15 protein-coding genes and 1 tRNA gene are annotated in these 15591 nt (G+C 56.4%); 8 read left to right on the plus strand and 8 right to left on the minus strand.

The genetic code is table 11. The features are described from left to right. Positions 1-67: 67 nt before the first annotated feature. The 5 genes from ACP6EK_RS02340 to ACP6EK_RS02360 all read left to right on the plus strand — a co-directional run bounded on the left by ACP6EK_RS02340 (position 68) and on the right by ACP6EK_RS02360 (position 4298). Positions 68-1198 carry a M28 family metallopeptidase gene (locus ACP6EK_RS02340; RefSeq protein WP_438317336.1) on the plus strand — a complete coding sequence of 377 codons (1131 nt, stop codon included), beginning with the start codon at positions 68-70 and terminating at the stop codon, positions 1196-1198. Further along, complete coding sequence (locus ACP6EK_RS02345; RefSeq protein WP_438317339.1) at positions 1176-2012, plus strand: phosphatase PAP2 family protein; 837 nt, start codon at positions 1176-1178, stop codon at positions 2010-2012. Before ACP6EK_RS02340 ends, ACP6EK_RS02345 begins: the two co-directional genes overlap by 23 nt. Beyond that, the gene (locus tag ACP6EK_RS02350; RefSeq protein ID WP_438317341.1) at positions 2009-2140 is read left to right on the plus strand and encodes a hypothetical protein; all 132 of its coding nucleotides are present in this window, start codon (positions 2009-2011) and stop codon (positions 2138-2140) included. Before ACP6EK_RS02345 ends, ACP6EK_RS02350 begins: the two co-directional genes overlap by 4 nt. A gap of 73 nt (positions 2141-2213) precedes the next feature. Then, positions 2214-2858 carry a PAS domain-containing protein gene (locus ACP6EK_RS02355; protein ID WP_438317344.1) on the plus strand — a complete coding sequence of 215 codons (645 nt, stop codon included), beginning with the start codon at positions 2214-2216 and terminating at the stop codon, positions 2856-2858. 48 nt (positions 2859-2906) lie between these two features. Further along, a complete protein-coding gene (locus ACP6EK_RS02360) occupies positions 2907-4298 on the plus strand; it encodes an HD domain-containing phosphohydrolase (protein WP_438317347.1) in 1392 nt (463 codons plus the stop codon). A gap of 3 nt (positions 4299-4301) precedes the next feature. On the opposite strand, the gene ACP6EK_RS02365 is transcribed toward ACP6EK_RS02360, so the two are convergent. Continuing rightward, a complete protein-coding gene (locus ACP6EK_RS02365) occupies positions 4302-5894 on the minus strand; it encodes a calcineurin-like phosphoesterase C-terminal domain-containing protein (protein ID WP_438317350.1) in 1593 nt (530 codons plus the stop codon). A 131-nt stretch (positions 5895-6025) separates the two neighbouring features. Here ACP6EK_RS02365 and ACP6EK_RS02370 point away from each other — a divergent pair, with 131 nt between their 5' ends. Then, positions 6026-7156, plus strand: a complete 1131-nt coding sequence (locus ACP6EK_RS02370) for an aldo/keto reductase (protein WP_438317353.1) — start codon at positions 6026-6028, stop codon at positions 7154-7156. A 15-nt stretch (positions 7157-7171) separates the two neighbouring features. After that, the gene (locus ACP6EK_RS02375) at positions 7172-8062 is read left to right on the plus strand and encodes a hypothetical protein (RefSeq protein ID WP_438317356.1); all 891 of its coding nucleotides are present in this window, start codon (positions 7172-7174) and stop codon (positions 8060-8062) included. Here the strand turns inward: ACP6EK_RS02375 and ACP6EK_RS02380 are convergent. Then, complete coding sequence (locus tag ACP6EK_RS02380; protein WP_438317359.1) at positions 8035-9189, minus strand: aldo/keto reductase; 1155 nt, start codon at positions 9187-9189, stop codon at positions 8035-8037. The genes ACP6EK_RS02375 and ACP6EK_RS02380 overlap by 28 nt on opposite strands. A 200-nt stretch (positions 9190-9389) precedes the next feature. Between ACP6EK_RS02380 and ACP6EK_RS02385 the strand changes: the two genes are divergently transcribed. After that, complete coding sequence (locus ACP6EK_RS02385) at positions 9390-10799, plus strand: L-fucose/L-arabinose isomerase family protein (protein WP_438317362.1); 1410 nt, start codon at positions 9390-9392, stop codon at positions 10797-10799. 42 nt (positions 10800-10841) lie between these two features. Here ACP6EK_RS02385 and ACP6EK_RS02390 read toward each other — a convergent pair whose 3' ends face one another. The 6 genes from ACP6EK_RS02390 to ACP6EK_RS02415 all read right to left on the minus strand — a co-directional run bounded on the left by ACP6EK_RS02390 (position 10842) and on the right by ACP6EK_RS02415 (position 15126). Continuing rightward, entirely contained in the window at positions 10842-11012 is a 171-nt protein-coding gene (locus ACP6EK_RS02390; protein WP_017890559.1) for a hypothetical protein, read from the minus strand. 11 nt (positions 11013-11023) lie between these two features. Further along, positions 11024-11848, minus strand: coding sequence for a carbohydrate ABC transporter permease (locus tag ACP6EK_RS02395; RefSeq protein WP_438317366.1), 825 nt, complete (start codon positions 11846-11848; stop codon positions 11024-11026). A gap of 1 nt (position 11849) precedes the next feature. After that, entirely contained in the window at positions 11850-12719 is an 870-nt protein-coding gene (locus tag ACP6EK_RS02400; RefSeq protein ID WP_438317369.1) for a carbohydrate ABC transporter permease, read from the minus strand. Positions 12720-12732: 13 nt separating this feature from the next. After that, complete coding sequence (locus tag ACP6EK_RS02405) at positions 12733-14157, minus strand: extracellular solute-binding protein (RefSeq protein ID WP_438317372.1); 1425 nt, start codon at positions 14155-14157, stop codon at positions 12733-12735. An 89-nt stretch (positions 14158-14246) separates the two neighbouring features. Further along, the gene (locus tag ACP6EK_RS02410; protein ID WP_438317375.1) at positions 14247-15023 is read right to left on the minus strand and encodes an SDR family NAD(P)-dependent oxidoreductase; all 777 of its coding nucleotides are present in this window, start codon (positions 15021-15023) and stop codon (positions 14247-14249) included. Between the two features lie 25 nt (positions 15024-15048). Further along, positions 15049-15126, minus strand: a tRNA-Pro gene (locus ACP6EK_RS02415). Positions 15127-15591 lie beyond the last annotated feature (465 nt).

Below are 15591 nucleotides of genomic sequence, written 5' to 3' on the forward strand. Positions count from 1 at the left end.
TCTTCTTGAGAATCCAGGCCTTTACACCCTTTTGCTCGCAGGATACAATGGAAAAAAGGCGAAGAAGATGAGCCGAGAAAGTCTTTTAGACCATGTGCTGGCAAGGGTCCAGAGCTTTGGACCCCGCCCCTCGGCTTCTCACAGGGAGCGGGAATTCCTCCTTTTCGTCCAGGAAACCCTCAATCGCCTTGGCCTTCAAACGGCGCGGGAGAGCTTCCGAGCGCCGGCCACCTACACCTGGGCACACCTTGTGTTCTGGCTTGGGCTTGCCCAGGCAGGCCTTGTCCTCCCTCGCGTTCCGCTTCTTTCGGCCATCTCAAGCCTTGTGCTCTTGGTCCTTGAGTACTTTGAGCTCTCAACCTTTCCTCTCGTGAGCCGGCTTTTCTGCTTCCACACTTCAGGCAACGTCTTGGGGAAAAACGGCGAAGACCCGGAGGTTGTCTTTATAGCCCATGCCGACTCCGCCACCACCTCGATCTTCTTCCATCCCCGCTTTGTCACCAGCCCTCGGATATCCCTGCTCCTTCTCATCACCGCATCCCTTGCCATTACGGGAGTAAGCGTGCTCGCCGTATTCTTCCCCCTGGAACTCTGGTTCTGGATTGCCCTGCCTTTTGCCCTTTATCTCCTCTTCCTCGCCTTCGGGCACTTCCACCGGGAAGTGGCCATGCCCCCCTCCCCCGGGGCAAACGACAACGGAAGCGGCGTGGCCGTGGTTTTGGAGCTTTCGCGAATCCTCAAGGAGCGGGGCATCCCCTTCTGGGCCGTGATCACAGGAGCTGAAGAATCGGGCAACTGGGGAGCTCTGCACCTCATCGCAAAACACGGGCCAAAACTGCGGGGAAAGCCCATCGTTAACCTTGACAACCTGGGGAGCGGGACGCTCACGCTGGCCACTCACGAGGGCATGTGGAGGATTTATGAAGCCACACCAAGCCTCGTCACCGAGTTCCAGAAACTCTCCCTGCCTTTTCTGGCCTTTCGGCCTTACCTTGGGCTTTCTACCGATGCCACTCCCCTCCTTGCCCGGGGATTTCCTGCCGTAACCATCATCGCCCTGGGAGAACAGGGGTTGCCGGTGAACTGGCACTGGCACACCGACACCGTGGAGAACCTCGCAAGAGACAATCTGGAAAAGGCTGTACAGCTTGTGCTTTCGTGGATAGCGCACCGCCGTGGACTTCTTCCAGAGCATTGAGCTACTCCTTGCCATTCAGCGGATTTCTTCGCCTTTCCTTGACCTTTTCATGCGGGGGATATCCTTTCTGGGAAGTGAGTTCTTCTACTTCGGCGTTCTCGTCTTCCTCTACTGGAGGACACAGAGAGCCTTTGCCATACGTCTGGCCTTTGTGGTCCTCGTTTCGCTTTATACGAATTTCCTCCTGAAAGCCCTCTTCGCCCTTCCCCGCCCTGCAGGAGCGGGCTTGCGCATCCTCGAAATCCCCGAGGACTTCTCCTTCCCGAGTGGCCATGCCCAGTCGGTTGCCTCTTTCTGGTTTTTCCTGGCCTTTTCTCTCCGGAGACCCCTCTACTTCTGGCTTTCGGGAATCTTGACTTCGTGCGTCGCCCTCTCCCGAATGTACCTTGGGGTTCATTATCCTGGGGACGTGGTCTCTGGCGCCTCTTTGGGCGTGCTCTTTGCCTGGTTCTTCACCAGAGTCTCCCTCCCCACCCTGCATCCCCGGGCAGCGGGAATACTGCTTGTCCTGGGAAGCCTTGCGGGCTTTCTTCTCGCTCCGACCCCTCCTGCCGTGAAAGTCGCAGGGTCCTTAAGCGGGGCACTTTCTGGATATTTCTTTGCGACGCTCCTTGGACTTAAAGAAAGACCATTTGCGCTGAGAGAATACCTCTGGGGAGCGGGGATGGTTCTTGCGGTGTACCTGGGAGGGAAAATGGTCCCGCTCAACAGCACCCTTTGGCTTTTTGGACGGTATTTTTTGGCGAATTGCTGCGCCACCTTCTTCGTTCCACTCCTTGTGGAAAGCATGAGAAAGGAGGGGGCTAAGAGGTGATCGTGATTGCTGTGACCCCCAGCTTTTGTCCTGACCGGATGCTCTTTGTGGAACGGCATGACAGCGCTATTTCCGCCTTCACCGGCACCCCTCTGGGGCCAAAAATGGATAGAGAAGACCCACCCTGAAAAAGGGTTCTTCGGACACTTCCCAGGACAAGCAAAGGTACCTGTGGGAACACCAGAATGGATGGAGAGCGCGATGATTGGGGTTATCCTTGAGAACGCTCGGGGAGAAATTGTCTTTGCAAACGACGAAGCGCTGCGCCTTCTCGGCATCAAGCAGGAAGACCAGAAGGTGTTCCGGACACTCCGTGAGGCACTCTCAGGAAGCGCGGGAAGCTGGATACCCTGCTCCATAGGCTATGGTTCCTCCGCCCTTGAGGCGCTGGTCATCCCCCTCGCCAGAGGAGGGCAGCCCTTTGGAAGGGCAATACTCCTTCGGGAAAGTCGTAGCGTTTCGCACAGAGAATGGAATCTTCCCGCAGCCATTCTCGATGCCATTCCCGATTGCGTCTACGCGAAGGATAAAGGCCATCGCTTCCTGTTTGCCAACAGGGCCACCGCGAGGTACCTGGGTCTTTCCACCAGAGAGGAATTGCTCGGAAAAACCGATTTCGACCTCAAACCCCGAGAACTTGCGCAACAGCACTGGAACGAAGAAGAGGAGTTTCTGTGCGCTGGACGGGAAATCCTGAAGAGAGAGCGGGAGATCGACGACCTGACCGGAAAAGCCTGGGTTGCTACCATCACAATCCTTCTCCGAAACGACCAAGGAGAGGTCATTGGCCTCGTTGGCGTGGACCGGGACATCACAGAACAGAAGCTCGCAGAGGAAGCACTGTAGGAATCGGAGCACGAGAAATCCCTCATCCTGAATGCTTTAGGGGAACAGGTGACCTACCTTGACCGGGACTTCCGGATTGTCTGGGTGAACGCGGCCGTGCTGCACAACTTCGGTCGACCTCCCGAATACTTCATCGGAAAACGGTGCTTTGAGGTGATTGAGGGGCGGGATGGTCCCTGTCCGGGCTGCGCTGTAGCGAAAACCTTCGAAAGCCAGAAGCCAGAAACGGGAGAAGTGGTTTCCCGAAACGGCATCATCTGGCTCCAGAAAGCCTATCCCATCTTCGACGAAGCAGGACGGGTGGCTCGAGTAGTAGAAATTTCAAGGAACGTTACGGAGGAAAAGCGGGCTCTCGAGCGGATCCAGTACCTCACCTTCCACGATCCCCTTACCGGCTGTTACAACCGGCGCTTCTTCCAGGAAGAACTGAAGCGCCTCGACACCCCAAGGCAACTCCCCCTGAGCATCACCATGGCCGACGTGAACAACCTGAAGCTTGTCAACGACGCCTTCGGCCACAGAAAGGGTGACGAGCTCCTGCAGAAGGTAGCCAGGATTCTCTCCTCATCCCGTCGAACGGAAGACCTCGTGGTCCGCTGGGGAGGGGACGAATTCCTTGTGCTCCTTCCCAGAACCCCCGCTGCCGTTGTACAGGAAATCATGGAGCGAACCCGAAAACGATGCGCCGAGGAGTCCCAAAAAGGCGAAAGGCACGTTCGGATAAGCGTTGCCTTGGGATGCGCCACCAAAGAAAAGGACGAAGACCTCCTTCAGGTGATTAACGAGGCGGAGGTACAGATGTACCGGGACAAATTCGCCGATGCCCGGATTGTTCGGCATCTCACGCTGCTTTCGCTTGAGCAATCTCTTCGAGAAATCCCCGGAGAAATGGAAACCCACTGTCAACGCCTGCGGGTTCTGGCTCGAAAGATGGGCGTGGCTCTGGGTCTTTCCCAAAAAGACCTTGAGGCCCTGGACCTTCTGGCTCGCCTCCACGACCTGGGAAAGCTCGGTATCTCTCGCGATCTTCTTGCCAAACCCAGACCCCTCACCGACGCCGAATGGGAGGAGATCCGACGGCACCCTGAAATCGGCTACCGCATGGCTCAGGTGTTCCCGGAGCTTGCTCCAGTGGCCGAGGGTATCCTCACCCACCACGAACGTTTCGACGGCACCGGATATCCCCAGGGACTCAAGGGAGAAGAAATCCCCCTCCTCGCCCGCATCATCGCCATTGTTGACGCTTTCGATACGATGACCAGCGATCGACCTCACCGGAAAGCCCTGACCGTAAAGGAGGCCCTGGAGTACATCCGCGAGAACGCCGGAACCCAGTTTGACCCAGACCTCGTCGCCCTGTTCCTCAGCATGCTCGAAGAACCCAAAAACCCTTCCCCGCGAAAGGAGGTGGGGAGGGTATACCCTCCCCACCCGCAGTGACACTTACAGCACCTCGAAGAACCTGGTCTCCCCGAACACCCGACCGTACGCGTCCTCAAAGGTAACGGTGACTCTGTGGAGACCCCGTTCCAAGTTCTCCGGAAGGGGAGCGATGTACGTGTGGGTGGACCCCTTCATCTGCATCCAGTCGGGAAGCCCTTCGTGCAACCTTGCGGCAAAGGGGTCAACAAGGGACCGGTACTCCATGGGCTGCGGTGGAAGGTCATCAATAGCGCAGAGGACTTTCGAGCGGCTATCGGCGTTGAAGACGTTGGCGAGGACGAAAATCCCACCGAGCTCCTCTTTGGTGAAGACTCCTCCAGGGAATCCCGCAAGACCCCTCGTTGGAGACGGCCGGGGAGAGAAGAAGGAGACGTTCATCTGGCGGGAAATTCCAAAGGGGTAAAACGTGTCCTTCCAGGCGTTCCCGCTGAATTCAAAGACGAAGTACCCTTTGGGGACGCCATCGCGGGTGTAGGAAAGGGGGATACCCAAATCGTCTTTGGGCCCACTCCACCACGAACCACAGGCTGCTCCGGCGATGATCTGGGGGAAGGGGAGATTGGGGCTCCAGTCACCGAAAGAATCGCCGGGGAAGAACCGCTCGATGGTGTGGGTGTGACCGGCAAGGAAGATTGCCTTTCGCCCCTCAAGGAGGGCAAAGAGCTTCTCTCGGTTCTTCACCTGGTGCTTTTCAGCCGCCCGGTCAATGTAGGAAACAAGGGGGATGTGCATGGCAAAGACGATGAGGGCATCCTGAGGCACAAGGGCGAGATCCTTCTCAAGCCAGAGGAGCTCGTCTTCCGAGATCTCACCGTGGTACTCCTTCCCATCCCACATGACGGAGTCGAGGACCACGAAGTGGACCTTCCCGATGTTGAAGGAGTAATAGGTGGGCCCGAGGTAGCGGGAGAACGTTTCGTGCTTCGTGGCATTGTCAGGGGCATCGAAGTTCATATCGTGGTTGCCAAAAACGTACCAGGTCGGGATCCCCATTCCTGCCATGACCTGGAGGTACCGGGGGTAAAGGTGCAAAACGTCGTTGACGTTGTCCCCAAGAACAATGGCACAGCGGGCACCAGAATGCTTCTGGAGAACCTCGGCAACGATGCTGTCCCTGAGGTACTGGATTTCCTGGTGATTCGTCACCTGGGTGTCCCCAAGAACGACGACCGAGAAGTTCTCGCTCTCCTCAACGCGATAGAGAGGGAAGTTCACCTCCTGGGGTAGGGATCCCGTGGGAGCAATACCGGGGTACTCCTTAATGGCCTCAGGAGACCCACCGGGACGATGGAGGTAGTAGAACAGCGGGGTGTTGTACTCGCTGAGGGGGAAAGCGTATCCAGAGGGCTTGGTAACGAAAACAATCATGTTCTCCCGAACAGGGAGCTCATACCGTCCTGCAGCGTCGGTGACCACAACCTCAAGGCCGTTTGAGACGGGAACACCGGGAACGCCTTGTTCACCAGGGTCCAGAACGCGGTTGCCGTTTGCGTCCTCAAAGACCACACCACGCACCACGCTCTCCTGGGCTAAAACCACACTCCCAAGGAGCACCACCAAAAGCACAAGGACCATGCCTACATACCGCCTCACCGCTGCAACCTCCTTTCGTAAGTTCTCATTGGGAGCATAGAACGGCAACGTTCAGGGAGTATAAAGGACGGGTAAAAAGGGTGAAAGTTCGGTGAAAAAGGTATAATAGGGAGTGGAAAGGGGGAGGGAACATGGAGCGGCGCAGACTCGGGAAAACGGACCTCCTGCTCTCGCTTTTTGGCCTTGGGGGGTTCCACCTTGTGGAACTCTTCAGAGACGATGCGGTCCGGCTTGTGCACCTTTACCTCGATCTTGGGGGGAACTACCTCGAAACTGCCGAAAGCTACGGTCACGGGGACTCGGAGGCGAAAATCGGTGAGGTTCTCAAAACCCGTCGCAACGAGTGCTTTGTGGCCACGAAATCCCAGAAAAGAACGGAAACCGAAATCCTCCAGTCCCTTGAGGGAAGCCTAAGAAGGCTCAACACCGACCACGTGGACCTCTTCTTCATCCACGAACTCAACCGTTTTGAGACCCTTGAAGCCATCACCGCTCCAGGCGGAGCTCTGGAAGGCCTCGAGAGAGCAAAGCGGGAAGGAAAGGTGCGTTACGTGGCCTTTTCGAGTCATGTGACCCCCGAGGTGGCGGTGAAAGCCCTTGAGGTCTACCCCTTTGACGCCCTCATGATCCCCCTCAATTACTTCGACCGCTTCAACTTCCCGGGCTGGGAAACAGAGGTGCTCCCCCTTGCCAGAGCCAGAGACGTGGGGATTTTGGCCATGAAGGTCTTCGCCGACGGCTTCCTCTGGCGTCATCCCGAGGAAGCCCTGCGGTACACTCTCTCCTTGCCGGTGTCCTGTCTCGTCCTTGGGGCCAACACCGAAGAGTACCTCCGGAAGGACTTCGCCCTCCTTGAGCGTCTCACCCCGATGAGCGAAAGCGAAAAGGAGGAGTGGTTCACGAAAGCTCCAGAACTCGGCCGGTACGTCTGTCGCCAGTGCGGGGAGTGCCTTCCCTGTCCTGAGGGTATTGATATCCCCCGGATTTTCCTCCTTGAGGGCCAGTACGACCGGCAGATGAAAGACGACCTCGTCCGGGATCCCGCCGAATACGCCCTCCGGGACCGACTGCGTTTCTGGTTTGGAAACCAGGACTACGCCCAGAGAGGGTACGCGCAACTTTTCCCGAATGCCTCAGCCTGCACACAGTGCGGTGTATGCGAAGAGCGTTGCCCCTATGGCCTTCCGGTGGTGAAGAAACTGGCCATTGCCCACGGCAAACTCACCGACCAGCGCCCACCAGGGTATACCAGAATCTTTTGAGAAGGAGAGAGGGCAATGAAATGGCTCGGTACAGGTCTCGTGATCCTCGGGATGCTTTTTGGGGTGGCTTTGAGCGGAGAAACCGGAAATCTCGGGCAATACGCCCGTACCCCGGAGGAGACGGGCGTTCTCGTGCTCCGAGGACTCCGGATTGAAGGGGGAACTGTCTACCTTACTGTTGCAACGAGAGGCTGCACCACCAAAGAGGACGTAGTCGCTCAGGTAGTGGAGAGGGCATTGGGAAATAACCGCACACCTTACTACGAGCTCACGTTTCTTCGGGAAACCCCCGATACCTGTAAGGGGGAGCTGCGGGAAGAGTCCCTTGTGTACGACCTCGAGGATGACCTGCACCTTGAGCTCCCCTGTGTACTTCTGGTGACCAATCCCGTGGTGTGCTCTCCTGCGAAAGATGGGTTCCTCGAAGAAACACCTCGGGAGGAAGACCTGATGCTACGTGAGGACTTGCGAGATGCTGCCATCTGGGCCGTGAAGGCGGAAATCCAGCGATACCAGGAGAGCGACCACCCTGACAAAGATGCGAAAATCTCTGCTTTAAGGGAAATACTTGCGCGCCTGCAGCATATGTCTCCTGAGGACTACCCCCTGCCCTCTGAAGAACAACCCCAAAAGACGCTTCCGACAAACTTTGGAGTGCTCCTCCCACCGGAAATCCGCGAGGTCGACGTGGTATCCCCACCCCAGAGAATTGGGGACCTCCTTGAGGTGGTGGGCATGACCCGCTCGGGTCCTTTTTACCACGTAGCCGGAATCCGGGGAAGAGACTTCTCGGTCTTTGCGCCGTCCTCACGGTACCGGCTGAAGCTCTATCTCGTGTACCGGCGGGAGTACTTCCTGGGTATCCCCAACTACTACGTTTACGTTGCCTCCTGGGAGGAACGCTGAAAGAAGTCCCGGACCTTTTTGAGTTCTCCCCGAATGGGGATTTCCTGGGGACAGCGTTCCTCGCATACACCGCACTCGATGCAATTTTCCGGACGCTCCTCAGGTTGCAGAAAGTGGAAGTACGTTCTCCTTGCCCCCTCAAGATCCCGGAACTGGAAGACCTGGTTGTAGAGGCCGAAGACGAAGGGAATGTTCACGCCCTGGGGACAGGGGAGGCAGTAATGGCAAGTGGTGCAGGGGATAGGGGCAATATTCCGGAGGATTCGCCGTGCTTCCTCAAGAGCCGCAAGGTCCTCGGGGCGCAAGATGCCTTCGTGCGCAAAAGAAGCCGTCTCGATGTTCTCTTCGAGTTCCCTTATCGTGCTTGCGCCGCTGAGTATTGTCGTCACCTCTTTCTGATTCCAGAGCCACAGAAGTCCCCAAGCCGCGGGAGTCCAGTTCCGTCCAGTGGCGGCAAGACGCCTCCGGACTTCTTCAGGCAACCGGACGAGTTGTCCCCCTTTAAGGGGTTCCATGACAACGACGGCAAGGCCCTTTGAAGCGGCGTAGCGAAGGCCTTCCTGTCCTGCCTGGAAGTCTACATCGAGGTAGTTGTACTGAATCTGACAGAAGGTGAAGGGGTAAGTGTCGATGATGCGTTTGAAGGTTGTCAGGTCATCGTGGAAGGAAAAACCCAGATACCCGATGTCTCCCTGCGCCTTTGCCCGCTCTGCCCACTCAAGCACCCGGCACTGCAGCACCGTCTCCCACCGGTTCCGGTCAAGGGCATGGAGGAGGTAGAAGTCCACGTGGTCCCGTCTGAGGCGCTTCAGCTGTTCCCGGAGGTACTTCTCTGGGTGTTCGCAGGCTTCTAAAAGCCAGGTGGGGAGTTTCGTGGCAACCTTCGCCCGTTCGCGGTACGTTCCCTGGAGGGCCTTCCCGACCACGACCTCGCTCATCCCCTTATGGTAGGGATAGGCGGTGTCGATGTAGTTCACCCCGTGGTCGATGGCGTAGTGGATCATCCGTATAGCCTGAGCTTCGTCGATGCTTCCCTCATCGTGAGGGTCCCGAAGGGGAAGGCGCATGGCGCCAAGACCGAGAATCGATACCTGAAAATCTAAAGACCCAAACCTCCGGTACTGCATCGCTACACACCTCCCGGGAACGAGAAAGGTCGGTGCCCATTATACTCTTTTGAGGTAGAGAAGGGAATCGCTGCCAGAACCCCACCGCAGCGAGAGCGCTTCCGAAAAGGTGGTAGAGGAAGATTCCCTGTGGTAATATAGTCTTACGCGGAAAAGCAGCGGGAAACATTGATTCACTTACGCTGAAAGGAGGAAAAACCATGGCCCAGACTCTGGGAGTCATCGTCGGCAATCGGGGATTCTTCCCGGATGAGCTTGCCAGAGAAGGTCGGGAAAAGGTGCTCGCTGTCCTTGAAGACATGGGGTTTGACGTTGTCACCTTAAGCCCTGAGGACACAAAATTCGGCACGGTGGAGACTTTCGAAGACGCAGAAAAATGTGCCCGTCTCTTTGACCAGTATCGAAAAGACATAAGCGGTATCATCGTGACCCTCCCGAACTTTGGCGATGAAAAGGGTGTGGCCTATGCCATTCGTCTTTCGGGGCTCAACGTTCCGGTGCTCGTCCATGCCTTTCCCGACAGAACCGACCTGCTTGATGTGAAACACCGGCGAGACAGTTTCTGCGGTAAACTCTCAGTGTGCAACAATCTGAAGCAATTCGGCATTCCCTTTTCCCTGACGACGTACCACACGGAAGACCCGGACTCTGAGGTCTTCCGTAAGGACATCGAGTGGTTTGCCGGGGTCTGTCGGGTGGTTCAGGGGTTCAAGAACCTCAAAGCTGGGGCAATTGGCGCCCGTCCGAACGCTTTCAACACCGTGCGGTTCTCGGAGAAAATCCTCGAGCGCCACGGCATCTCCGTTGAGGTTGCCGACCTTTCGGAAATCATCGGTGCCTGCGAACGTCTCCAGGATGGTGACCGGAAGGTTCAGGAGAAACTCGCCGAAATCCAGGGGTACCTGGATACCTCCGGAGTCCCGGAACAGGCTCTGGTGAAAATCGCCAAACTCGCCGTGGTCCTTGATGAATGGATCCAGCAAACTGGAGTTCGTCTTGTGGCCATCCAGTGCTGGACATCTATCGAAGAGAACTTTGGGGTCATGCCCTGTACGGCGATGAGCATGCTAAGCGAACGGCTCATCCCCGCAGCGTGCGAGGTTGACCTCACGGGAGCCTTAGGCATGTACGCACTGCAGCTTGCCTCCGGGAAACCTTCTGCCCTTGTGGACTGGAACAACAACTTCGACGACGACCCGGATAAGGCTATCCTCTTCCACTGCAGCAACTTCCCGAAGTCGCTCCTTCGGGGCATCCGCATGGGGTACGGTGACATCATCTCCTCCACCCTCCCCAAAGAGCAGACCTATGGAACCTGTTACGGTACCATTCCCGAAGGGCCCGTGACGCTCTCGCGCCTTGCCACCGACGATACCGCAGGAAGCATCGTCGCCTACGTCGCCGAGGGAGAGATTACTCAGGACGAGGCGAAAACCTTTGGTGGCATTGGTGTCGTGAAGGTTGAAGGCCTGCAGGAGCTTCTCGCCTTCCTCTGCGAGAACGGCTTTGAGCACCACGTGGCCATCAACCTCGCCCACGTGGGAGAAATCCTCGTCGAGGCCTTCGACAAGTACCTCGGATTCGACACCTATTGGCACAACGGGGAGTGAGAGGCTCAAGATAGAAAAACCCGGGCGTGCGCCCGGGTTTTTCTATCCCGTGATCACAAGGAGCACCAGAAAGAAGAGAGTGCCGACGGTTGCCACCGTAAGGGGGAGGAATTTCTCCACAAATCGTACCCAGAGAAGATGCACCGCAAACATGATGACCACACCGATGAAAATCCGGTCCCAGAGATTGCTCCGAAACGGGAGTATCCGCACTGGAATCCCTCCTAATCCTTCACCGCACCAAAGGTCAGTCCGGCGATGATGTGCCGCTGGGCAATGCCGATGAAGACCACCGCCGGAATGAGGCACACCACCGATACGGCAGCCATCTCCCCCCAGTTGGTGCCGATGACCGTCACGAATTCGGCAAGGCCAGTGGTAATGGTCCGAGCGTTGACGCTTGTGAGAATGGCGGCAAAAAGGTATTCGTTCCAGGCAAAAATCCAGGTGAGGATGGCGGTGGTCATGATGCCAGGTTTGGCAAGGGGCAGGATGACGTTCCAGAGCACCCCAAAGAGGGAACATCCATCGATGTAGGCAGCTTCATCGAGTTCTTTTGGAATCGAATCGATCATCCCCTTCAAAAGCCATATGGCAAAGGGTAGGTTGAAGATGCAGTAGAGGAGAATGATGCCGATTCGGGTGTCCCGAAGACCTAAACGGGTGAAGATGAGGAAGAACGGCACGATGAATACCGCCGGAGGGGCCATACGGTTTGTGATGGTCCAGAAAAAGAGGTTACTTGAGCCCGGAACTCTGAAACGAGAGAAGGCATAGGTGGCAAGGATGGCAAGGGAAATCACGAGAAGGGTGTTTCCGGAAGCAATGACGAGGGAGTTCACGAGGTACCGTCCGTAGATATCCCGAAAGAACGGACGGTAGTAGTTGAAGGCGTAGAAGCTCGTCTGCACAAGCTTTGGTCCGGAGAACACCTCGAGTTTCGTCCGGGCCGAGACCACGAACATCCAGTAGATGGGAAAGAGCGTGAATGCAGCGATGAGGATACACACAAGGTACACCAGGGCCAGGCGCAGGGTCTTCCGCTGCATCCTACGTCGCCTCCTGGGAAGACGAGATAAAGGTCATCAAAAGCCAGCACATGACGATGGTGAGGTAGAGGAGAAAGAGGGACATGGCAGAGCTATAGCCATACTCCATGGACTGCAGGACAAGCCGCACCAGGTGGATGCTCACGTAACGTGTCGCCGTTCCGGGGCCACCGCTTGTCAGCATCCAGACCTCGTCAAACACCCGGAAGGTGTCCATGATACGGATGAAAAGCGTCGTGAGGATGACGGGTTTGAGGAGCGGAACAGTAATGTACCGGAAGACCTGCCAGCGGTTTGCCCCATCGACAAGGGCTGCTTCGTAGGGTTGCTTGGGTAGGGCTGAGAGACCGGCCATAAAGGTCAACACCACAAAGGGCGTCCAGTGCCAGATATCCACAAGGACAGTGGTGAAAAAGGCCTGGGTAGGATTCACCCCAATGTTGTACTCGATGCCGAGCTTACGAAGGTAAAAGGGGATGGGGCCAATATCGGGGTTCATGAGGAGCACCCACATGCTCCCGATGGTGATGGGAGCCATAGCCAAAGGCAAGGTCATGATGGTCCGGAAAAGCCCCTTCCCCCGGAACTCAAGCGTAAGGAGATTCGCAATAAGAAGCCCAAGGGGTAACTCAATCCCACAGCAGAGGACGACAAAGGTCAACCCCAGGCGAAGGGACTTCAGGAAATCCGTGTCGAAAACGAGCTTCCGGAAATTGTTAAACCCGGTATACACCATCCCCACACGGGAGAACACGTTGTACTTGAAGGCACTCAAGTACAGGATGTAGACGACCGGAACGACACCTATGGCGAACATTAAAAAGAGTGTGGGGGCCAAAAGCCCCCACACCTGTGCTTTTCTCTCCCTCACCGCTTAACCTCCATCAATACCCGAGTTCCTGCATGAGTTCGTCGACTTCCTTGGCCAGATTGTCGAGCGCCTCCTCAGGCGAAACCTCTCCGGCAACGGCCTTCGAGATCCACTTGAGGTAGAGCTCGTTCAGCGGACGGTGCATGGGCAGAGCAGGAGCACCGGCAAAGAGGTAGCCAGAATCCTTGAGGAGAGTGAAGTAGCCACCCATCTTGGCATCGAGTTCCTTGATGAGCGGGTCTTCAAAGGTGGACTTGCGAACGACTCTTGTAGCAAGGCGGGCAAATTCAGGCTGCCACTCTTTCCGGGCACACCACTGGATGAAGAGCCAGGCTGCCTCTTTGTTCTTGGAGCTATGAGGAATACCCAGGGCACCACCATCGTAGTAGCCGATGTACCCTTTTCCGGCCTTTGCATCGTCCATAACCCCAGGAGCCGTCGGCGGCAGGGCGACACCGATCTTCCCGATGACGGCCGAGCGGGTTTCGTCCTGGGCCAGCCAGCCGAGGTTCTCAAGGTAGATGAGACCCTGGGCAACCTTTCCGGCACCAAACACTGCTGCGGTTTCATCCCAGGTGTAGGTACGAACTCCCGGAGGTGCGTACTGGAGCATGTCCACGTACCAGCGGAGAGCCTTCTTCGCCTGGTCGCTGTTGAGGGTACCACCGTTCTCAACGCTTGCTCTCATCTTCTCGAGGTTAATACCCCAGTTGTAGATACCCCAGGCCGGCCAGATGCTCTCGCACATCTCATAGGCTACACAGGGGTGGGTCTTGGCCTGAGCGATGTGGCCGTAGAGCTCGATGCCCTTTTCCTTCCCGTACTCGGTGAAGAACTTGGCAATATCCGTGTACTGTTCCCAGGTAGTGGGCACTGCAAGGTCATATCCGTACTTTGCCTTGAAGGCTGCCTGGATTTCGGGATCCTCAAAGAGGTCCTTCCGGTAAATGTACGACTTCAGGAAGGCTTCAAAGGGAATAGCGTAGATGTTGCCTTTTTCGTCCTTGAAGTAGTTGATGAAGCTTGTGAAGTCATCGACGTCGAAGTTCGGCTCAGTGATGGCGGAATTCTGGATGAAAGGAGTAAGGTTGGTCAGCCAGTTCTGGGCAAGGTAGGCGTAGATAATGTCCTGCTCGACGTAGATGAAATCGTAGATGCCTGCACCGGTCTGGAGGTCCTGGATGGACTTGTTGTACATCTCGTCCCAGGAGGTTACCTCAAACTGCACCTTGATGCCGGTGAGCTTCTCAAACTCCGGAGCCGCCACCTCGACCATGGCCTTTGAAGGCGGTGTGCTCTCGGAAATGCCCTTGATGACCACACCTTTGTAGGGTTCGGCAGCCTTCTGCCACCACTCAGGATTCGCTACTTCCGCGAACACCACGGCACTCCCAAGGACGAGGAGCACCACAACTAAAAGACCAACGAGCTTCTTCATAGAACACATCCCCCCATGTTCTGGTTTCACGTGTCAGAAAATCGATGGGAATCGGCAAAGATAGGAACTTTTGCTCTCCTCTCACCTCCTCACCATATCGTGTATCCACCGTCCATAACAAGCACGCTCCCCGTAAGGTACGAGGAAGCGGGAGAAGCCAGAAAGACACAGGGACCTTTGATTTCCTCGGGACGACCCAGACGCCCCATGGGCGTGAGCTTTTTCCAGAGCTCCCCATACTCAGGACGCTCCTTTAAGAGGTCGGCCACAAGCTGGGTCTCCATGTACCCGGGAGCAATGGTGTTCACCCGGACGTTGTACGGGGCCCACTCTGCGGCTAAGGATTTCGTGAGCATGATGACCGCGGCTTTCGAGGCGTTGTAATGCGCCTGAGCCTGAGGGGTATTCACGATGATTCCCGACATGGAGGAGATGGTGATGATGCTCCCCTTGCGGCGTTTGATCATTTCTCTTCCTGCTGCCTGGCAGGCAAAGAACACCCCATTGAGGTTGATGTCGAGAACCCTCTTCCAGTCCTCTTCGGGCATGTCCTCGGCCTTCATCCACTGCCCGACTCCAGCACAGGCCACGAGGATGTCCACCTTCCCGAAATGCTCCACAGTCTTCTGCACCGTTGCCTCCACTTCGGCCTTTTTCGTCACGTCTACCTTCAAGGCCAGAGCGGAAACGCCAAGGGTACGAAGGTGTTCGGCAACTTTCTGGGCTTTTTCCAGGTTGAGGTCGGCAACCACCACGGAGGCTCCGGCTTCGGCAAGGCCAATGCACATCTGTTCCCCAAGACCCTGCGCTCCACCGGTGACAATGGCGACTTCTCCATCGAGGCGAAAGAGGTCGAGGACAGACACCACATCTCCCCCTTAAATCGCAAAATGGTCGGGGCGAGCCGATTTGAACGGCCGACCACTCGCACCCCAAACGAGTGCGCTTGCCAGGCTGCGCCACGCCCCGACGCATTTTTAATTGTAGCACAAATGCCCACACTGTCAATGGTGTGTGGGGGTTCATATTGCGTGGAACACTCGGAAAGTCTATTTTCTTGACTCCTCCCAGGGCTCCTCTTCCGCATGCTCCAGTATGGTCTTCTCTTGGGGCCTCATGGTGTCACGGCCCACCTTATCCTTACAGGAACATGGGAGACCTTGGAGGGAAGGAGAAAGGAACGCTTTGTGAGGAGTTTCCTCAAGGAACACCCTGGTGAGATTGGCAGCAAAGCTTCCATAGAAGAACTCATAGGGTAGAGGATTCTCAAGAGTATGCCAGAAAGTCCTTACGCCCCTTTGTGCTCCTTCGTGTGGGTGCAGGACCTCTTTTTCCTCTGGGCTTTGACGCTGGAGTTAGGATACAGGTCTTGTTAAATCTCTTGACTATCCAACCCCACCCATCCAGAGGATAGAATCACCTCATACCGCAGGA

This window comes from Candidatus Caldatribacterium sp. SIUC1 (assembly GCF_051549785.1).
In the GTDB taxonomy this organism is placed as follows: Bacteria; Atribacterota; Atribacteria; order Atribacterales; family Caldatribacteriaceae; genus Caldatribacterium.

Coding starts and splice junctions, on each gene's coding strand:
- ACP6EK_RS02355 (WP_438317344.1), top strand. CDS start 2,214: ATGATTGGGGTTATCCTTGAGAACGCTCGGGGAGAAATTGTCTTTGCA.
- ACP6EK_RS02405 (WP_438317372.1), bottom strand. CDS start 14,157: ATGAAGAAGCTCGTTGGTCTTTTAGTTGTGGTGCTCCTCGTCCTTGGG.
- ACP6EK_RS02370 (WP_438317353.1), top strand. CDS start 6,026: ATGGAGCGGCGCAGACTCGGGAAAACGGACCTCCTGCTCTCGCTTTTT.
- ACP6EK_RS02395 (WP_438317366.1), bottom strand. CDS start 11,848: ATGCAGCGGAAGACCCTGCGCCTGGCCCTGGTGTACCTTGTGTGTATC.
- ACP6EK_RS02385 (WP_438317362.1), top strand. CDS start 9,390: ATGGCCCAGACTCTGGGAGTCATCGTCGGCAATCGGGGATTCTTCCCG.
- ACP6EK_RS02380 (WP_438317359.1), bottom strand. CDS start 9,189: ATGCAGTACCGGAGGTTTGGGTCTTTAGATTTTCAGGTATCGATTCTC.
- ACP6EK_RS02340 (WP_438317336.1), top strand. CDS start 68: ATGAGCCGAGAAAGTCTTTTAGACCATGTGCTGGCAAGGGTCCAGAGC.
- ACP6EK_RS02375 (WP_438317356.1), top strand. CDS start 7,172: ATGAAATGGCTCGGTACAGGTCTCGTGATCCTCGGGATGCTTTTTGGG.